The sequence below is a fragment of the Streptomyces sp. NPDC099050 genome (assembly GCF_044759865.1).
Lineage (GTDB): Bacteria > Actinomycetota > Actinomycetes > Streptomycetales > Streptomycetaceae > Streptomyces.
Genome location: NZ_JBIWAE010000003.1, coordinates 58,957 through 77,627 on the forward strand (window position 1 = coordinate 58,957; position 18,671 = coordinate 77,627).

Sequence of the window (18,671 nt, forward strand, 5' to 3'; positions counted from 1 at the left end):
GACTACCAGCGGTAGTGCGCGAAGGCCTTGTTGGACTCGGCCATCTTGTGCGTGTCTTCGCGCTTCTTGACAGCGGCGCCAAGACCGTTCGACGCGTCGAGCAGCTCGTTCATGAGGCGCTCGGTCATCGTCTTCTCGCGGCGGGCGCGGGAGTAACCCACGAGCCAGCGCAGCGCGAGGGTCGACTGACGACCCGGCTTGACCTCGATCGGCACCTGGTAGGTGGCGCCACCGACACGGCGGGACTTGACCTCGAGCGACGGCTTGACGTTCTCCAGCGCGCGCTTCAGCGTGATGACCGGGTCGTTGCCGGTCTTCTCGCGGAGGCCTTCCATGGCGCCGTAAACGATGCGCTCGGCGGTGGAGCGCTTGCCGTTCAGGAGGATCTTGTTGATGAGCGACGTCACCAGAGGAGATGCGTAGACCGGGTCGATGATGACCGGGCGCTTCGGGGCGGGGCCCTTACGAGGCATTTTTTACTTCTCCTTCTTGGCGCCGTAGCGGCTGCGGGCCTGCTTGCGGTTCTTGACAGCCTGGGTGTCAAGCGCACCGCGGATGATCTTGTAACGAACACCCGGCAGGTCCTTCACACGGCCACCACGCACGAGCACGATGGAGTGCTCCTGCAGGTTGTGTCCCTCACCCGGAATGTAAGCGGTGACCTCGATGCCAGAGGTCAGACGCACACGCGCGACCTTACGCAGCGCCGAGTTCGGCTTCTTCGGGGTGGTCGTGAACACTCGCGTGCAGACGCCACGACGCTGGGGCGAAGCCTCAAGCGCGGGGGTCTTTGTCTTCTCGACCTTGTCCTGCCGGCCCTTACGGACCAGCTGCTGGATCGTAGGCACTACTTCTCCGGTTTCTGTGTGCCGTGTAGTGAAGCTAACCTGGAACATTTGCCGACCCACGCGGTCGGGTGTGTCGGATCCGGCGGACCTCCACGCAAGCGTGGAAACGCATGAATCGCGGTGGCCGACTACGGCTCGAGTGCGGTTGATGGACACGCACAGGAGCCCAGGCACACCCCAGGCACAAGGTCTGAGCGTACCCATCGCATCCACTCCGGTCAAAACAAAAGCCCCTGACCCGGAAGCCCGAAGGATCCCGGGGCCAGTCTCCACAAGGCCGAGGCCGGGATGCAGTCCCTCCGATGTGCGGCCGTGGTGCGCGTGTGCTATGCGGAGGCCTCCGTCCCCCTCGTCCGCGGCGGCTCCCCCGTCCCGCGCGGGGTCATTCCCGCGCGAGTGCGGGGAGGCCGTCGCCCCGGCCGCGCCCCGGTTCGACGGAGTGTGCGGCGGCCTCGGTGCAGTGCACCACCGCCGCCGCGGCGGGGGTCACCGGGCAGGTACGGATCCTCGTGGACGGGCCGCAGCGGGGCGATCCGGTCACCGCCGGCACCCTCTTCGACCGCACCGCTGCCGTCACCGACGACTTCACCGGCCGCTTCGGCAGCCTGGCCAAGGTGGAGATCCAGGCGATGGTCACCGGCGGCACCGGGCTCGTCTACGCCCAGCCGCTCATGAGGTTCGGCACCCAGAGCTGAGCCACCCCGCCCCGCCCGGCCCCAAGCCGCCCTGCCCCGAGCCACCTGCCACCCCCCGGCCCGGAGCCTTTTCATGCCCGAAGGGGCCCGACATGGCCCCCCTCACCGCCGACGCCCTCCTCGCCGCGCTCCACACCGAAGGGGTGACCGCCATCGAGCACCCCGGCTGGCGCACACACAACCGCAACCACAGGGGCGCCTGGGGCCCGGCCACGACGGCTACGCCGCGCTCCCCGGCCCCCTCGCCTCCGCCACGGGCGGCCGCCCCGGCTGACAACCGCGCCCCCCGCGCTCCACCGAAAGAAGGAACCCCCACGTCCGAAGCCGGCAAGCGCACCCTGCGCACACTCGTCCAGACCGCCCTGGCGATAGCCGTCCTGCTGCCCGCCCTGGTCGACGCGTCCGGCATCCCCGCGGCCCTGCCCTGGGTCGCCGCCGCCCTCACCGCCGCCGGCGCCCTCACCCGGGTGATGGCGCTGCCCGGCGTACAGGCCGTCCTGCCCGGATGGCTCCGCACCGAGTGGCCGTGCGACCCCGGCCGCGCGCTCCCGGCCCTCGTCACCCGTACCGCCCCCGAGGCCGACGGCCGGACCCCGCGGCCGCGGGACGAGCGCGCATGACGGATCCGCACACCCCGGACCCGCTCTCCGCCGCCGTGGAACTGGAGCGGCTGCGCGGCACCATGGAGGCCGGGTTCGCCCGGGTCGACGGCTCGCTCGCCCTCCTGGTCCAGCGCGGCGACCAGACCGACCGTCAGCTCGCGGACCACGAGGCCCGCTTGGACGCCCTCGAGCGGGCCCGCCGGCCGCTCGCCGGCGTCACCGCGATGGCGGCGGTCTCCGCGATCGCCATGACCGCGTGGCGGATCACCGCCAGGTGATCCCCCGCCGGAGGCGGCCGCCCGGCCCAACGGCCCTGCGAAATGGGGGCCGATGGACCCGCCGGACCCCCGAAATCCGGCGCGACATCCCAACGCCGCGACGCCGGGCGGGCCCATCCCCGACCTAAACTGACGAGTCAGACAAACCATCCATATGTATCACTAGTCAGACAGCAGACCAGCAGGGAGCAGACCCTTGGGGACCTTGGCCGTCGAGCCCGCGACGCAGAGCAGTCCGCCACCCGACCGGGACCGGCCCGCCCCACGCCGCGCCACCCGCTCCTACGGCCCGCTCCTCGCGTTCCTCATCGCCTCGGGCGCCTTCTGCACGTCCTGGGCGGCCCGGGGCACCTTCCCCTTCGGCACCACCGGCCGGGCCATCAACGACCAGGCCAACCAGTACGTCCCCTTCCACCGGGCCCTGTGGGACCTGGTCCACGGCCAGTCCGCCGGCGACCTCCTCTTCACCTGGCGCGGCGGCTTCGGCCAGCAGTTCCTGTCCGACTACTCCACCTACCTCGGCAATCCCTTCTCGTGGCTGGCCGTCCTGGTCCCCCGCGCCCACGTGGACCTCGCCGTCTTCCTGATCACCCCCCTCACGATGGGCACCGCCGCCGCCCTGATGGCCGTCTACCTCGGCAAGCTTCAGCCCGGCCCGTGGTGGCAGCGCGGCGTGCTCGGAGCCGTCTACGGACTGTGCGGCTGGGCCCTCAGCGACGCCTCGTACATCCCCATGTGGATGTGGGGCCTGGCCGCGCTCCCGCTCCTGGGCATCGCCGTCGAGTGGTGCCTGGAGGAACGCCACTGGCCGGGCGCCGCGCTGCTGGTCGCCGTCGCCTGGTTCGGGAACTTCTACACCGCGATCATGGCGACGATCGCCGCCTGCGTGCTGCTCGCCGTCCGCCTGATCGTCCTCGACCTGACCCGGGCCCAGCGGCTGCGCGCCGCGTGGCGGGCCGCGACCGCCGCCGTGACCGGCATCCTCCTCACGCTCCCCCTCCTGCTGCCCTCGTTCCTCTCCAGCGGAGCCTCCCAGCCCACCCGGGCGGCCGCCTTCGATCCCGTCCGGATCGAGGTCTTCCTGACCGGCATGCTCCCCGGCACCCACCTGTGGGGCGGCCGCCCGCGCCTGTACGTGGCCTCGCTCGGCCTGATCCTGGCCGGGTCCTTCCTCCTCAACAAGGCCGTCGCCCGCAGGACCCGCCTGGTGTGGGCGGGGGCGGCCCTGCTCGTCGCCCTCTCCTTCCAGTTCCCGCCCACCCAGTACGTGTGGCACGGGCTGGCGGTACCGAACGGCAACCCCTACCGCGAGACCTTCGTCTTCAGCGGCATCCTCGTGATCATCGCCTGGCTCTCGCTGGCCAACCGCCCCCGCCCGGCGCACCTGGCGCTGACCGCCGCCCTGCTGGTCGCCGCGACCTTCGCGCTCCGCCACACCAACGACTTCGGCGGCACCACCTGGCCGGCCGTCCTGGGCGGCGGCGCGGTGTCGCTCCTCGCCCTGGTCCTGCTGGCGCTGGGCGAGAAGCGCCGGGTACTGATCCCCGTGGCCGCGGTCCTCATGGTCGGCGTCGTCTTCGCCGAATCCACCGCCGCCGCGGTCAACGCGGACGCCCGCCGCGCCCGCGAACGCTGGGCGAAGCCGATCGCCACCTCCGGCAGGTCGATCACGAACCACTTCGACGCCGTCCGCTCGGTCGACGGCTGGCCCGCCTACCGGACCGACTCCGGCACCCCGCAGACCTCGTACAACGACACGCTCTCGCTCCGGGCCGAGGGCCCGCAGTACTACAGCAGCTACCTCCCCGAGAGCACGTACAAGGCCCTCGAACCCCTCGGCTACGGCTACACGAACGACGGCCGCACCTTCTTCGGCGCCGACAACCCCGTCCTGGACGCGATCTTCTCGATCGGCGCCCGCACCGAACCGGGTCCCGAGAAGAACAGCTGGACGGCCCGCACCTTCCCCGCCCCGCCCCTGGTCACCGTCCGCAGCGCCCCGTACGCCTCCCCCAACCCCCCGGCCAGCGTCTACGCCCACCAAGAGCAGGTCCTCGGCGCCACCGTCTACCAGGTCCCGCCCGTCACCCGGGGCGGCAGCGCCTCGAAGCAGCGGTACACCGCCACGTGCACCCCGGGCTCCGAAGCCTTCTGGTACTCGCCCCAGCTGTACGGCACCGTCGCCTTCGCAGGCGCCGAGAAGCCCCTGGCGGACCGCACGGCCGGGGTCGTCCGTCTCGGCGAGGTCCCCGCCTCCGGCCGGGTCGACGTCACCGTACGGACCCGTACCCGGGGCGGCACCGCGGGCGCGCACCCCGTCGGCTGCCTGGACCGGGCCGCGCTCGCCACGACGGTGGGCCGCCTCACGGTCACGGGCGCAACCCACGTCACCGCGGGCGGCCACGGCATCGAGGCCACCCTCCCGAAGGGGGCCTCCGGCACCGCCGTCTTCGCGATGACCGCCGTCCCCGGCTGGCAGTGCTCGGCCCCGGTCAAGAGCTTCCACGGCCTGGTCTCCCTGGACATCCCCCCGAACACGAACAAGCTCTCCTGCACCTTCACCCCCCAGGGCCTCACCCCCGGCCTGGCCGGCGCCACCCTCGCCCTCCTGGCCCTGGCCTCGGTCACCGTCACGGGCCTGCGCCGCCGCCGGCGGACCTGACCGACCCAGCTGTGCCTGACCCAGGACGCGAAGAAGCCCCCCGCCGCTCCTCTCGGAGCGGCGGGGGGCTTCTTCGTACCAGCTAACGAACTCAGCCGTTGTACGGGCCGTAGTCGTAGTCCTCCAGCGGGACAGCCTGGCCGGAGCCGGTGCCGAAGGGCGAGTAGTCGATGTCGTCGTAGCCGACGGCCGAGTACATCGCGGCCTTGGCTTCCTCGGTCGGCTCGACCCGGATGTTGCGGTAGCGGGCGAGGCCCGTACCGGCCGGGATGAGCTTACCGATGATGACGTTCTCCTTGAGGCCGATCAGGGAGTCGGACTTGGCGTTGATCGCCGCGTCCGTCAGAACCCTGGTCGTCTCCTGGAAGGACGCCGCCGACAGCCAGGACTCGGTCGCGAGCGAGGCCTTGGTGATACCCATCAGCTGCGGACGGCCGGAGGCGGGGTGACCGCCCTCGGTGACCACACGACGGTTCTCGGTCTCGAACTTCGACCGCTCGACCAGCTCGCCCGGCAGGAGCTCCGCGTCGCCGGACTCGATGATCGTCACGCGGCGCAGCATCTGCCGGATGATGATCTCGATGTGCTTGTCGTGGATCGACACGCCCTGCGAGTTGTAGACCTTCTGGACTTCGCCGACCAGGTGGACCTGGACCGCACGCTGGCCGAGGATGCGCAGCACGTCGTGCGGGTTGGTGGCACCCATGGTCAGCTTCTGGCCGACCTCGACGTGGTCGCCCTCGCCGACGATGACCTTGGCGCGCTTGGAGATCGGGAAGGCCGTCTCCTCGCTGCCGTCGTCCGGAGTGATGACGATCTTCTTCGTCTTCTCCGTCTCCTCGATCCGCACGCGGCCGGCGGCCTCGGAGATCGGGGCGACACCCTTCGGGGTACGGGCCTCGAAGAGCTCGACGACACGCGGCAGACCCTGCGTGATGTCGTCACCGGCCACACCACCGGTGTGGAAGGTACGCATCGTCAGCTGGGTACCGGGCTCACCGATGGACTGGGCGGCGATGATGCCGACCGCCTCACCGATGTCGACCAGCTTGCCGGTGGCGAGCGAGCGTCCGTAGCAGAAGGCACAGGTGCCGACCGCGGACTCACAGGTCAGGACCGAGCGGGTCTTGACCTCCTCGACGCCGTTGGCGACCAGGGCGTCGATGAGCACGTCACCGAGGTCGACGTTGGCCGGCGCGATGACCTTGCCGTCGATGACGACGTCCTCGGCCAGCATGCGGGCGTAGATCGAGGTCTCGACGTCGTCGGCCTTGCGCAGCGCGCCGTCCTCGCCGCGAACGGCGATCTTCAGCTTCAGGCCGCGCTCGGTGCCGCAGTCCTCCTCGCGGATGATGACGTCCTGCGAGACGTCCACCAGACGACGGGTGAGGTAACCCGAGTCGGCGGTACGCAGGGCGGTGTCCGCCAGACCCTTACGGGCACCGTGCGTGGAGATGAAGTACTCCAGAACGGTGAGGCCCTCACGGAAGGACGCCTTGATCGGACGCGGGATGGTCTCGTTCTTCGCGTTCGACACCAGACCACGCATACCGGCGATCTGTCGCATCTGCATCATGTTTCCTCGGGCACCCGAGTCAACCATCATGAAGATGGGGTTCGTCTTGGGGAAGTTCGCGTTCATCGCCTCGGCAACCTCGTTGGTCGCCTTGGTCCAGATCGCGATGAGCTCCTGCGTGCGCTCGTCCTTGGTGATCAGACCGCGCTCGTACTGCTTCTGGACCTTCTCGTCCAGCTCCTCGTAGCCCTTGACGATGGCCTTCTTGGCCTCGGGCACGACGACGTCGGAGATGGCCACGGTGACGCCCGAACGGGTCGCCCAGTGGAAGCCGGCCGCCTTCAGGTTGTCGAGCGTCGCCGCCACGATCACCTTGGGGTAGCGCTCCGCCAGGTCGTTGACGATCTCGGAGAGCTGCTTCTTGCCCACCGAGTAGTCGACGAACGGGTAGTCCTCGGGCAGCAGCTCGTTGAAGAGCGCGCGACCCAGGGTCGTCCTCAGACGGAAGCTGTCGCCCGCCTGGAACTCCTGCTCGCCTTCCTCGGCGACCGGGTGCACCCAGCCGCGCGGCGGGATGGTGCCCACCGGGAAGCGGATGTCCACGGCCGACTGGAGAGCCAGCTCGCCGTTGTCGAACGCCATGGTCGCCTCGGCGGTCGAGCCGAACGCACGGCCCTCGCCCTTGACGTCACGGAGCTCGCCGTCGGTGGTGAGGAAGAACAGACCCAGCACCATGTCCTGGGTCGGCATGGTGACGGGACGACCGTCCGCCGGCTTCAGGATGTTGTTCGAGGACAGCATCAGGATGCGGGCCTCGGCCTGCGCCTCTGCCGAAAGCGGCAGGTGCACGGCCATCTGGTCACCGTCGAAGTCCGCGTTGAACGCGGTGCAGACGAGCGGGTGGATCTGGATGGCCTTGCCTTCGACCAGCTGGGGCTCGAAGGCCTGGATGCCGAGGCGGTGCAGCGTGGGCGCACGGTTCAGCAGAACCGGGTGCTCGGCGATGACCTCTTCGAGCACGTCGTAGACGACCGTGCGGCCGCGCTCGACCATGCGCTTCGCCGACTTGATGTTCTGCGCGTGGTTCAGGTCGACCAGGCGCTTCATCACGAACGGCTTGAAGAGCTCCAGCGCCATGGCCTTGGGCAGACCACACTGGTGCAGCTTCAGCTGGGGACCGACGACGATCACGGAACGCGCGGAGTAGTCCACGCGCTTGCCGAGAAGGTTCTGACGGAAACGACCCTGCTTGCCCTTGAGCATGTCGCTCAGGGACTTCAGCGGGCGGTTACCGGGACCGGTCACCGGACGACCACGACGACCGTTGTCGAAGAGGGCGTCGACGGCCTCCTGAAGCATGCGCTTCTCGTTGTTCACGATGATCTCGGGGGCACCGAGGTCGAGAAGGCGCTTCAGACGGTTGTTGCGGTTGATCACGCGGCGGTACAGGTCGTTCAGGTCGGAGGTCGCGAAGCGGCCACCGTCCAGCTGCACCATCGGACGCAGGTCCGGCGGGATCACCGGCACGCAGTCCAGAACCATGCCCTTGGGCTTGTTGCTGGTCTGCAGGAACGCGGAGACGACCTTGAGGCGCTTGAGCGCACGGGTCTTCTTCTGTCCCTTGCCGGTACGGATGATCTCGCGGAGGCGCTCGGCCTCTTCGTCGAGGTCGAAGGACTCCAGACGCTTCTGGAGCGCCGCGGCGCCCATGCAGCCGTCGAAGTACGTACCGAAGCGGTCGCGCAGCTCGCGGTAGAGCAGCTCGTCGCCCTCGAGGTCCTGGACCTTGAGGTTCTTGAAGCGGGCCCACACCTCGTCGAGGCGGTCGATCTCGCGCTGGGCGCGGTCACGGAGCTGCTTCATCTCGCGCTCGGCACCTTCGCGCACCTTGCGGCGTACGTCGGCCTTCGCGCCCTCGGCCTCGAGCTCGGCCAGGTCGGTCTCGAGCTTCTTGGCACGGCCTTCGAGGTCCGAGTCGCGTCGGTTCTCGATCTGCTGGCGCTCGACGGAGACGTGCGCCTCCAGGGACGGGAGGTCGCGGGTGCGGCGCTCGTCGTCCACGAACGTGATCATGTACGCGGCGAAGTAGATGACCTTTTCGAGGTCCTTCGGCGCGAGGTCCAGCAGGTATCCGAGGCGCGACGGGACGCCCTTGAAGTACCAGATGTGGGTGACGGGAGCGGCAAGCTCGATGTGGCCCATCCGCTCGCGACGCACCTTGGCGCGCGTGACTTCGACGCCACAACGCTCACAGATGATGCCCTTGAAGCGGACACGCTTGTACTTGCCGCAGTAGCACTCCCAGTCCCGGGTCGGACCGAAGATCTTCTCGCAGAAGAGTCCGTCCTTCTCGGGCTTGAGGGTGCGGTAGTTGATGGTCTCCGGCTTCTTGACCTCGCCGTGGGACCAGGTTCGGATGTCGTCCGCGGTGGCAAGGCCGATCCGCAGCTCGTCGAAGAAGTTGACGTCGAGCACTGTGCGTCAATCCCTCTTTCGGGGTCGAGTCTCAATCATGGTCTGAACGGTCCCGGGGATGACGGGGGGCTCTTGAGCGAGCCCCCCGTCAGGCCCGTCAGACCTCTTCGACGCTGCTCGGCTCACGCCGGGACAGGTCGATACCGAGCTCCTCCGCCGCGCGGAAGACGTCCTCGTCGGTGTCGCGCATCTCGATGGACATGCCGTCCGAGGACAGCACCTCCACGTTGAGGCAGAGCGACTGCATTTCCTTGATGAGCACCTTGAAGGACTCGGGAATGCCCGGCTCGGGGATGTTCTCGCCCTTGACGATGGCCTCGTAGACCTTCACGCGGCCGGTCACGTCATCGGACTTGATGGTCAGGAGCTCCTGGAGGGCGTAAGCGGCGCCATAAGCCTCAAGCGCCCACACCTCCATCTCACCGAAGCGCTGGCCACCGAACTGCGCCTTACCACCCAGCGGCTGCTGCGTGATCATCGAGTACGGACCGGTCGACCGAGCGTGGAGCTTGTCATCGACCAGGTGGTGGAGCTTCAGGATGTACATGTAGCCGACCGAGACCGGCTCCGGGAACGGCTCGCCGGAGCGGCCGTCGAACAGGTGCGCCTTGCCGGTCGGGAGGACCAGGCGGTCCCCGTCGCGGTTCGGGATCGTGTGCTCGAAGAGGCCGGAGATCTCGTCCTCGCGGGCACCGTCGAACACCGGGGTGGCGACGTTGGTGCCGGGCTCGACGCGGTCGGCGCCGATGACCTTCAGTCGCTCGGCCCACTCCTCCGCGAGGCCGGAGACGTCCCAGCCGCGGCTGGCGAGCCAGCCGAGGTGGATCTCCAGGACCTGTCCCGGGTTCATTCGGGACGGGACACCCAGCGGGTTCAGGATGATGTCGACCGGCGTGCCGTCCTCAAGGAAGGGCATGTCCTCGATCGGAAGGATCTTGGAGATGACACCCTTGTTGCCGTGGCGGCCGGCGAGCTTGTCACCGTCGGTGATCTTGCGCTTCTGGGCGACGTAGACGCGGACCAGCTGGTTCACGCCCGGGGGAAGCTCGTCGCCCTCCTCGCGGTCGAAGACGCGGACACCGATGACCTTGCCGATCTCACCGTGAGGAACCTTGAGCGAGGTGTCACGCACCTCGCGGGCCTTCTCACCGAAGATCGCGCGGAGCAGGCGCTCTTCCGGGGTCAGCTCGGTCTCGCCCTTGGGCGTGACCTTTCCGACCAGGATGTCGCCGGCGACTACGTCCGCACCGATGCGGATGATGCCGCGCTCGTCGAGGTCCGCCAGGACCTCCTCGGAGACGTTCGGGATGTCCCGGGTGATCTCCTCGGGGCCCAGCTTGGTGTCACGGGCATCGACCTCGTGCTCCTCGATGTGGATCGAGGAGAGGACGTCGTCCTGTACGAGGCGCTGCGACAGGATGATCGCGTCCTCGTAGTTGTGACCTTCCCAGGGCATGAACGCCACGAGCAGGTTCTTGCCGAGGGCCATTTCGCCCTCTTCGGTCGCAGGACCGTCGGCGAGGACCTGGGACTCAACGATCCGGTCACCCTCGTTGACGATGACCTTCTGGTTGACCGAGGTGCCCTGGTTCGAGCGGGAGAACTTGGCGACGCGGTACGTGGTGTACGTGCCGTCGTCGTTGGCGACGGTGATGTAGTCGGCCGAGACCTCCTGGACGACACCGTCCTTCTCCGCACGGATCGAGTCACCGGCGTCGACCGCACAGCGGTACTCCATGCCGGTGCCGACGAGCGGCGCCTCCGCCTTGATGAGCGGAACGGCCTGGCGCATCATGTTCGCGCCCATGAGGGCACGGTTGGCGTCGTCGTGCTCCAGGAAGGGGATCATCGCGGTCGCGACGGACACCATCTGGCGCGGGGAGACGTCCATGTAGTCGACGTCGTCGCCGGCGATGTAGTCGATCTCGCCACCACGACGGCGAACCAGCACGCGGTTCTCGGTGAAGCGCATGTCGTCGGACAGGCCGGCGTTGGCCTGGGCGATGACGAAGCGGTCTTCCTCGTCGGCCGTCAGGTAGTCGACCTCGTCGGTGACGACACCCTCGATGACCTTGCGGTACGGGGTCTCGACGAAACCGAACGCGTTGACGCGGCCGTAGGACGCGAGCGAGCCGATCAGACCGATGTTCGGACCTTCAGGGGTCTCGATCGGGCACATGCGGCCGTAGTGCGACGGGTGAACGTCTCGGACCTCGAAGCCGGCCCGCTCACGGGACAGACCACCCGGACCAAGCGCCGACAGACGGCGCTTGTGGGTGAGACCCGACAGCGGGTTGTTCTGGTCCATGAACTGCGACAGCTGGCTGGTGCCGAAGAACTCCTTGATGGAGGCGACGACCGGCCGGATGTTGATCAGGGTCTGCGGCGTGATCGCCTCGACGTCCTGGGTCGTCATCCGCTCGCGGACGACGCGCTCCATACGAGCCAGACCCGTACGGACCTGGTTCTGGATGAGCTCGCCGACGTTGCGCAGACGACGGTTGCCGAAGTGGTCGATGTCGTCGGTCTCGACGACGATCGAACGACCCGACTCACCGACGGTCTCGGTCTCACCGGCGTGCAGCTTGACCAGGTACTTGATGGTCGCGATGACGTCGTCGGTGGTGAGCACGCCGGCGTCCAGCGGCTCGTCCGCGCCGAGCTTCTTGTTCACCTTGTAGCGGCCGACCTTCGCGAGGTCGTAGCGCTTCGGGTTGAAGTAGAGGTTCTCGAGCAGCGTCTGAGCGGCCTCGCGGGTCGGCGGTTCGCCCGGACGCAGCTTGCGGTAGATGTCGAGCAGCGCGTCGTCCTGGCCCTGGGTGTGGTCCTTCTCCAGGGTGGCGCGCATGGACTCGTACTCGCCGAACTCCTCGAGGATCTGCTCGGTGGTCCAGCCGAGAGCCTTCAGGAGAACGGTGACGGACTGCTTGCGCTTGCGGTCGATGCGAACACCGACCATGTCGCGCTTGTCGATCTCCATCTCGAGCCAGGCACCCCGGGAAGGGATGATCTTGGCGGCGAAGATGTCCTTGTCGGACGTCTTGTCGATGGAGGAGTCGAAGTAGACACCGGGGGAACGGACGAGCTGCGACACGACGACACGCTCGGTGCCGTTGATGACGAAGGTGCCCTTGTTGGTCATGAGCGGGAAATCGCCCATGAAGACCGTCTGAGACTTGATCTCTCCGGTCTCGTTGTTCGTGAACTCGGCAGTGACGAAAAGCGGCGCCGCGTACGTGAAGTCGCGGTCCTTGCACTCGTCGACCGAGTTCTTCGCCGGCTCGAAACGGTGGTCGCGGAACGTCAGCGACATCGACCCGGAGAAGTCCTCGATCGGCGAGATCTCCTCGAAGATCTCTTCCAGACCGGACTTGGTGGGAACGTCCTGTCCGCTCTCAAGCGCCGACTCGACGCGAGACTTCCAGGCGGCGTTGCCGAGCAGCCAGTCAAAGCTCTCGGTCTGCAGCGCCAGGAGGTTCGGAACCTCGAGGGGCTCCTTGATCTTTGCAAAGGAGATGCGCAGCGGGGCGGTGCTGGCACCGTTGTTCGTATTGGTCGAGGCGTTGCGCGAGGCGGCCAAGAGGGGGTCCTTCCGAGGGCTCGGACTCACTACGCGCGTACCGGTCCCAGCTGACACAGAAGACAAGCGCCCCCCATCTGGTCAAAAGGACCAGCTCAGGGCCGTTCAATCAAGTGTGCTCATGCGTGGGCATGCCCCTGGCGACGGGCAGGGGGCAGCTAACAGGCAGCGCAAAGGGTCAGTGTAGCCACTAGGCTCACTGATGTCCAGACCAGGTTTCCGGAAACCGGCAACAGGCCTTCCCCATGTCGTTTGAACAACCGTGCGTCAACCGTGCGTGCTGCCCGGCTCGCATACAGAGCGCGTAGCAGTACTGCCCTCTTCGTAGTCGATCCATGCCCGATGCGGACCCGATCCATGCCTCGGATCTCGGATCGGGCCTGCCGATCTCACGACGGATCTGAGAATTGCGCGCCGCGTCCCGTTCGTCAAGGCCCCCTGCTCCGAGCGGATCATCGAAGGACCCTGCCGCAGAGCAACGAAGATCACCCTACTCCCCAACGAGACGGGGGCAAATCAGGCACTCCGGGTACGCCAAAGGGCGACCACCCTTACGGGTGATCGCCCTTGGTTGAGGCCTCAGAGAGGCCTCAGGGGTGTTACTTGACCTCGACGGAAGCGCCGGCGGCCTTGAGGGTCTCGGCGGCCTTGTCAGCGGCCTCCTTGGCGACCTTCTCGAGGACGGGCTTCGGAGCGCCGTCGACGAGGTCCTTGGCCTCCTTCAGGCCGAGGGAGGTCAGCTCGCGGACGACCTTGATGACCTGGATCTTCTTGTCACCGGCGGCGGTGAGGATGACGTCGAACTCGTCCTGCTCCTCGACGGCCTCAGCGGCGGCGGGGGCACCCGGACCGGCAACGGCGACGGCCGCGGCGGCGGTGACGTCGAACTTCTCCTCGAACGCCTTCACGAACTCGGAGAGCTCGATGAGCGTGAGCTCCTCGAACTGAGCGAGCAGGTCTTCCTGAGAGAGCTTCGCCATGATGGGCGATCCTTCCACTAAATCGGCAGGTGCCGGATGTATATAGAGGCGGGCGTAACGGCCCGCTTTGACCCACGCACTAGGCGGCGTGGATCAGTGCGCGAGCCGAATTACTCGGCACCGCCCTGCTCGGCGAGCTTGACGCGAAGCGCTTCCGCAGTGCGGACGAACTTCGACGGCAGCGCCTGGAAGAGCGAGGCAGCCTGAGACTGCTTGCCCTTGAACGCGCCGGCCAGCTTGCTGAGCAGAACCTCGCGGGACTCGAGGTCCGCAAGCTTCTTGATCTCATCGGCGGTGAGCGCCTTACCATCAAGGACACCCGCCTTGATGATGAGGTTCGGGTTTTCCTTGGCGAAGTCACGCAGGCTCTTCGCCGACTCCACCGGGTCACCGGTGATGAAGGCGACCGCGGTGGGACCAGCGAAGTGCTCGTCCAGCGCGGTGATCCCGGCCTGGTTGGCCGCAATCTTGGTCAGCGTGTTCTTCACCACGGCGTACTGGGCGTTCTCACCGAGAGAGCGACGCAGCGTCTTGAGCTGCGCGACGGTGAGACCCCGGTACTCGGTCAGCACGGCGGCGTTCGAGTCGCGGAACTGGTCCGTGAGCTCGGCTACCGCGGCAGCCTTGTTGGGCGTCGGCATAGTGCGTCGGCCTCCTTCCGGGTGATGAGGACCGCTCAGAAGGGGCATAAACACGAAACGCCCCGGCGCAGGCGCCAGGGCGTAGCTCAACCGGAACGAGTTCCGGGAACTTTCCTTGAACACCTGCGCAGGACGTCCGCGGTTAGCGGATCCTTCGGCCACCGCCCCCTTGCAGGCACGGCAACGACCAGCGGTCTTTGGCTTCTCCGGAAGAGTACGGGACCGGTGCCGCGCAGAGCAAATCGGTCACCCGACGGCCCCGCACGGCCCTGAACTACCAGGTCAGCCCTGGTCCTCCGGCGCGCTCTTCATCATCTCGGCGAGGTCCACGACCTGGTCGGCGGGCGGCGCGGCCACGTCGACCGGCTGGTTGTAGTCCAGGAACGTGATGGTCGTGTCCACCGGGCCCTTGGCCGCGTCACCGCGGGTGCGGACCTGCTTGGTGTGGTCCGACTCGTCGATCCACATGTCCAGGGTCAGGTTCTTGACGCCCTGCGCCTCCAGAGCCTTGACGGACTGCTCCTGGCGCTTCTTGGCCTCGGGGCTCGAGGAGGCCGGCGCGGCCCGCAGGTCGTCGAGGGTGACCGTGCCGCTGAGGTGCTTGGTCTTCACCCCGTCGATGCTCTCCTCGCCGACGTACTTGAGGTCCTTGGCCTTGAGCAGCTCGCCCGCCCGGTCACCGGGGTTCTCGCCGCCCTTGTTCGCCGTGCCGCCCGCGCTGTGCAGCTTCTGCGCCAGGGCCGGGTCCAGGGTCTTCGTGTCGAACTTGATCCACTTGCCCTCGGCGCCGATGAACATCGCCTCGTCGACGAGCCGGATCTCGGCCTTCTGGCCGCCCTCGCCCGAGGTGCTCATCTTCATCGACATCGCCACGGACGGCTTGATCCGCAGGGAGACGTCACCGGAGAACCTCTCGCCCTCCGCGGTACCGGTCATCGAGTAGCGCAGGGAGGTGATCTCCTCCGACTTCGCCTTCACCTTCTCCAGGTAGGCGGCCGGGACCACCTCCACCGCGCCCTTCGCGGCGCCCTGGCCGGCCGCCGCCTTCCCCGTGCCGTCCTGCCGGCCGCTCTCGCAGGCCGTGGCCCCACCCACGAGCAGTACGGCGGCCAGCGCGGCCCCAGCGGTCTTCGTACGGTTGCCGTCGCGGTACGCGAACAAGAGTCCCCACCCCTGATGTGATCGTTTGATGAGATCCGACCCTACTGGCCGGGCTGCCGGTCGCTCCGGTATTTTCCGCGCGAAACGCAGAACGGGCCCTGCTCCCCCGTGAAGGGGGGAGCAGGGCCCGTTCGGGCAACTCAGGCGGGCCGTCAGGCCCGGCTCAGTCAGACCGCGGCCGGGTCTTCCTCGACGAGGAGGTTCCGGGTGCGGTTCTGGTCCAGCAGGATGCCGGGGCCCATCGTGGTGCTCAGGGCGGCCTTCTTGATGTAGCGGCCCTTCGCGGCGGACGGCTTCAGACGAAGGATCTCGTCCAGGGCCGCGCCGTAGTTCTCGACCAGCTGCTCATCGGAGAAGGAGACCTTGCCGATGATGAAGTGCAGGTTCGAGTGCTTGTCGACGCGGAACTCGATCTTGCCACCCTTGATCTCGGTGACAGCCTTCGCGACGTCCATCGTGACGGTGCCGGTCTTCGGGTTCGGCATCAGGCCACGGGGACCGAGCACGCGGCCGAGGCGGCCGACCTTGCCCATGAGGTCCGGCGTGGCGACAACGGCGTCGAACTCGTTGAGGCGGTTGCCCTTGGCGATCTCGTTGATGAGCTCGTCGTCGCCGACAATGTCGGCGCCGGCGGCTTCCGCGGCCGCAGCACGGTCACCGGTCGCGAAGACCAGGACCCGGGCGGTCTTGCCGGTGCCGTGCGGGAGGTTCACGGTGCCGCGGACCATCTGGTCGGCCTTGCGCGGGTCTACACCCAGGCGGAAGGCGACCTCGACGGTGCCGTCGAACTTCGTGGCGGAGGTCTCCTTGGCGAGACGGACGGCCTCGAGCGGGGCGTACAGCTTCTCCCGGTCGACCTTGGCGTCCGCAGCGCGGAGAGTCTTGCTGCGCTTCACTTCTGCTCCTGTGTTGTGGCTTCAGGTGTGGAGTCGTGGTGCGGGCCAGCGCTTGGCCCTACCACTGTGGTGCTGGGGTGGCTGAATCAGCCTTCGACCGTGATGCCCATCGAACGCGCGGTGCCGGCGATGATCTTCTCGGCCGCGTCGATGTCGTTGGCGTTCAGGTCAGGCATCTTGAGCGTGGCGATCTCGCGAACCTGGTCACGCGTAAGCTTCGCGACCTTCGTCTTGTGCGGCTCGCCAGAGCCCTTCTCCACGCCGGCGCTCTTCAGGATGAGGCGCGCGGCCGGCGGCGTCTTGGTGATGAAGGTGAAGGAGCGGTCGTCGTAGACCGTGATCTCCACCGGCACGACCATGCCACGCTGCGACTCGGTCGCGGCGTTGTAGGCCTTGCAGAACTCCATGATGTTGACGCCGTGCTGACCGAGCGCGGGGCCGACCGGCGGAGCCGGGTTGGCCGCACCGGCCTTGATCTGGAGCTTGATAAGCCCCGTGATCTTCTTCTTCTTGGGAGGCATTGCTCTCTCCGGGTCCTAGTGAGAGTTTTTCGCCGCCAATCCGGTCATCCGGATGGAGGCATACCGCACCACGATAACGGGTATCGGCGCGGGGCTGAAAACCGAGCAGGTCAGACCGCCCGCGAGGGGGCAATCTGACCTGTCCGGAAGCGTGTGCCAGAAGGCTGTGGATCAGTTCTTCTGGATCTGGTCGAAGCTGAGCTCGACCGGGGTCTCGCGGCCGAAGATCTCGACGAGACCCTTGACCTTCTTCGAGTCCGGGTTGATCTCGTTGATGGTCGCCTGGAGCGTCGCGAACGGGCCGTCGGTGACGGTGACCGAGTCGCCGACCTCGAAGTCCAGGACCTCGATGGCGCGCTTGACGGCGGGCGCCGGCAGACCGGCCTCTTCCGCTGCCAGCTTGGCGGCCTTCTCCTGCAGCTCCGGGGCGAGCATCTTGACGATCTCGTCCAGGGTCAGCGGGTACGGGTCGTACGCGTTGCCCACGAAGCCGGTGACGCCCGGGGTGTTGCGGACGACGCCCCAGGACTCGTTCGTCAGATCCATGCGGACGAGAACGTAACCGGGCAGCTTGTTCTGCCGGACGTTCTTGCGCTCGCCGTTCTTGATCTGGACGATCTCTTCCTCGGGCACCTCGGCCTGGTAGATGAAGTCCTCGACGTTGAGCGAGACGGCGCGCTGCTCCAGGTTGGCCTTCACGCGCTTCTCGTAGCCGGCGTACGTGTGGATGACGTACCACTCGCCGGGCAGGAGGCGCAGCTCTTCGCGCAGGGCCTGGATGGGGTCGACCGGCTCGGCCTCTTCGGCCTCCGCGTCGTCCTCGGCCTCGGCCTCGTCGGAGGCGTCCTCGTCGGAGACCTCTTCGTCGGCGTCGTCCTCGACGGACTCGGCGGACTCGTCCTCGTCGGACTCGTCGTCGGCCTCCTCGGCCTCCGCGTCGTCCTCGGCCTCGGCGTCGACCTCACCCTCGACGTGCAGCGCGGCCTCTTCGGCGGCGACACCCGCCTCGGCGTCGGCGAGCTCGGCCTCGTCGGGGTCCACAGCGTCTGCAGCCTCGACGATGTCGAGCGCGTCCTCGACGGACTCGACGGAGTCGGGGCTCGCGTTCAGGTTCGGGTCAGACACGGTGGCTGCTTCTTCCTGGATACAAAAGGTGGTCGAACATGCGAAAACGGGCGGCACCCATCAAGGCGCCGCCCTCCGCGGGGATCAGCCGAAGACGAACTTGATGGCTTCCTGGAACCCATAGTCAATCACGGTCACCAGACCGATCATGATGACGACGAAGACAATCACCACAGTGGTGTACGTCGTCAGCTGGTTGCGAGTGGGCCATACAACCTTGCGGAGTTCCGCGACGATCTGGCGGTAGAACAGCGCGAGACGACCCAGAGGGCCCTTCTTGCCGCGCTTGCCGCCCTTGCGGGCCTTCTTCTCGCGAGTGTCATCCTCGGCGTCAGGCATGTCGATGGAGCCCAGGGCGTCCGTCACGTCTCTCACCTGAATCCGGGTCGTGGCCGTAGCCGCGCCCGGTTGCGCCGCACGGCACTGCATCTAAGTACGTACCTGCGCACACACGTCCGAGAAGGAGTGTGGAGCAGGGCCGGAGGGACTCGAACCCCCAACCGCTGGTTTTGGAGACCAGTGCTCTACCAATTGAGCTACGACCCTTTGCGTGTCCCAACCTACCGCATCCAGACGAGTGCACGGTGTGCTCACGCTCTGCAGCGGTTGACTTGGGCCAACGACGGTTGAGTGTACGTGGTCCGGGCCCTGACGTCGAACAGCACCGTCCGGAGAGGCGCCGTCCGGTAAC

At 67.5% G+C, this 18,671-nt stretch carries 14 protein-coding genes, 1 tRNA gene and 2 pseudogenes; 5 read left to right on the forward strand and 12 right to left on the reverse strand.

Annotation, left to right across the window (positions count from 1 at the left end; genetic code table 11):
* Positions 1–2 precede the first annotated feature (2 nt).
* Positions 3–473 (reverse strand): 30S ribosomal protein S7, encoded by a 471-nt coding sequence (gene rpsG / locus ACIQV3_RS06195; protein ID WP_215023410.1) that lies wholly within the window; start codon positions 471–473, stop codon positions 3–5.
* Positions 474–476: 3 nt separating this feature from the next.
* On the reverse strand, positions 477–848 hold the full coding sequence (gene rpsL / locus ACIQV3_RS06200; RefSeq protein WP_007265893.1) for a 30S ribosomal protein S12: 372 nt from the start codon (positions 846–848) through the stop codon (positions 477–479).
* Between the two features lie 455 nt (positions 849–1,303).
* Between rpsL and ACIQV3_RS06205 the strand changes: the two genes are divergently transcribed.
* The 5 genes and pseudogenes from ACIQV3_RS06205 (at position 1,304) to ACIQV3_RS06225 (ending at position 5,085) form a co-directional block, all read left to right on the forward strand.
* Entirely contained in the window at positions 1,304–1,543 is a 240-nt protein-coding gene (locus ACIQV3_RS06205; protein ID WP_403710261.1) for a hypothetical protein, read from the forward strand.
* Between the two features lie 92 nt (positions 1,544–1,635).
* Positions 1,636–1,752 (forward strand): annotated as a pseudogene (locus ACIQV3_RS06210) (N-acetylmuramoyl-L-alanine amidase); the annotation flags it as partial.
* Between the two features lie 129 nt (positions 1,753–1,881).
* Positions 1,882–2,070 (forward strand): annotated as a pseudogene (locus tag ACIQV3_RS06215) (hypothetical protein); the annotation flags it as partial.
* Positions 2,071–2,159: 89 nt separating this feature from the next.
* The gene (locus tag ACIQV3_RS06220; RefSeq protein ID WP_403710262.1) at positions 2,160–2,423 is read left to right on the forward strand and encodes a hypothetical protein; all 264 of its coding nucleotides are present in this window, start codon (positions 2,160–2,162) and stop codon (positions 2,421–2,423) included.
* Positions 2,424–2,619: 196 nt separating this feature from the next.
* Complete coding sequence (locus tag ACIQV3_RS06225) at positions 2,620–5,085, forward strand: YfhO family protein (RefSeq protein WP_403710264.1); 2,466 nt, start codon at positions 2,620–2,622, stop codon at positions 5,083–5,085.
* A gap of 91 nt (positions 5,086–5,176) precedes the next feature.
* Here the strand turns inward: ACIQV3_RS06225 and ACIQV3_RS06230 are convergent, their stop codons facing one another.
* From ACIQV3_RS06230 to ACIQV3_RS06275, 10 genes are all read right to left on the reverse strand, one after another.
* Positions 5,177–9,076 carry a DNA-directed RNA polymerase subunit beta' gene (locus ACIQV3_RS06230; RefSeq protein WP_403710266.1) on the reverse strand — a complete coding sequence of 1,300 codons (3,900 nt, stop codon included), beginning with the start codon at positions 9,074–9,076 and terminating at the stop codon, positions 5,177–5,179.
* 97 nt (positions 9,077–9,173) lie between these two features.
* Complete coding sequence (rpoB, locus tag ACIQV3_RS06235; RefSeq protein WP_403710268.1) at positions 9,174–12,656, reverse strand: DNA-directed RNA polymerase subunit beta; 3,483 nt, start codon at positions 12,654–12,656, stop codon at positions 9,174–9,176.
* Between the two features lie 599 nt (positions 12,657–13,255).
* Positions 13,256–13,636: a 50S ribosomal protein L7/L12 gene (gene rplL, locus ACIQV3_RS06240; RefSeq protein WP_403710270.1), complete on the reverse strand. Its 381-nt coding sequence runs from the start codon at positions 13,634–13,636 to the stop codon at positions 13,256–13,258.
* Between the two features lie 110 nt (positions 13,637–13,746).
* Positions 13,747–14,277: a 50S ribosomal protein L10 gene (gene rplJ, locus ACIQV3_RS06245; RefSeq protein WP_215023401.1), complete on the reverse strand. Its 531-nt coding sequence runs from the start codon at positions 14,275–14,277 to the stop codon at positions 13,747–13,749.
* Positions 14,278–14,559: 282 nt separating this feature from the next.
* Positions 14,560–15,438: an LppX_LprAFG lipoprotein gene (locus ACIQV3_RS06250; RefSeq protein WP_403710272.1), complete on the reverse strand. Its 879-nt coding sequence runs from the start codon at positions 15,436–15,438 to the stop codon at positions 14,560–14,562.
* Positions 15,439–15,605: 167 nt separating this feature from the next.
* A complete protein-coding gene (rplA, locus tag ACIQV3_RS06255) occupies positions 15,606–16,334 on the reverse strand; it encodes a 50S ribosomal protein L1 (RefSeq protein WP_266905482.1) in 729 nt (242 codons plus the stop codon).
* Between the two features lie 86 nt (positions 16,335–16,420).
* Positions 16,421–16,855 (reverse strand): 50S ribosomal protein L11, encoded by a 435-nt coding sequence (gene rplK / locus ACIQV3_RS06260; protein WP_053682632.1) that lies wholly within the window; start codon positions 16,853–16,855, stop codon positions 16,421–16,423.
* Positions 16,856–17,026: 171 nt separating this feature from the next.
* Positions 17,027–17,980, reverse strand: coding sequence for a transcription termination/antitermination protein NusG (nusG, locus tag ACIQV3_RS06265; RefSeq protein ID WP_403710275.1), 954 nt, complete (start codon positions 17,978–17,980; stop codon positions 17,027–17,029).
* An 84-nt stretch (positions 17,981–18,064) separates the two neighbouring features.
* Positions 18,065–18,346, reverse strand: coding sequence for a preprotein translocase subunit SecE (gene secE, locus ACIQV3_RS06270; RefSeq protein WP_030298162.1), 282 nt, complete (start codon positions 18,344–18,346; stop codon positions 18,065–18,067).
* A 107-nt stretch (positions 18,347–18,453) separates the two neighbouring features.
* A tRNA-Trp gene (locus ACIQV3_RS06275) sits at positions 18,454–18,526 on the reverse strand.
* Between the last annotated feature and the right edge of the window lie 145 nt (positions 18,527–18,671).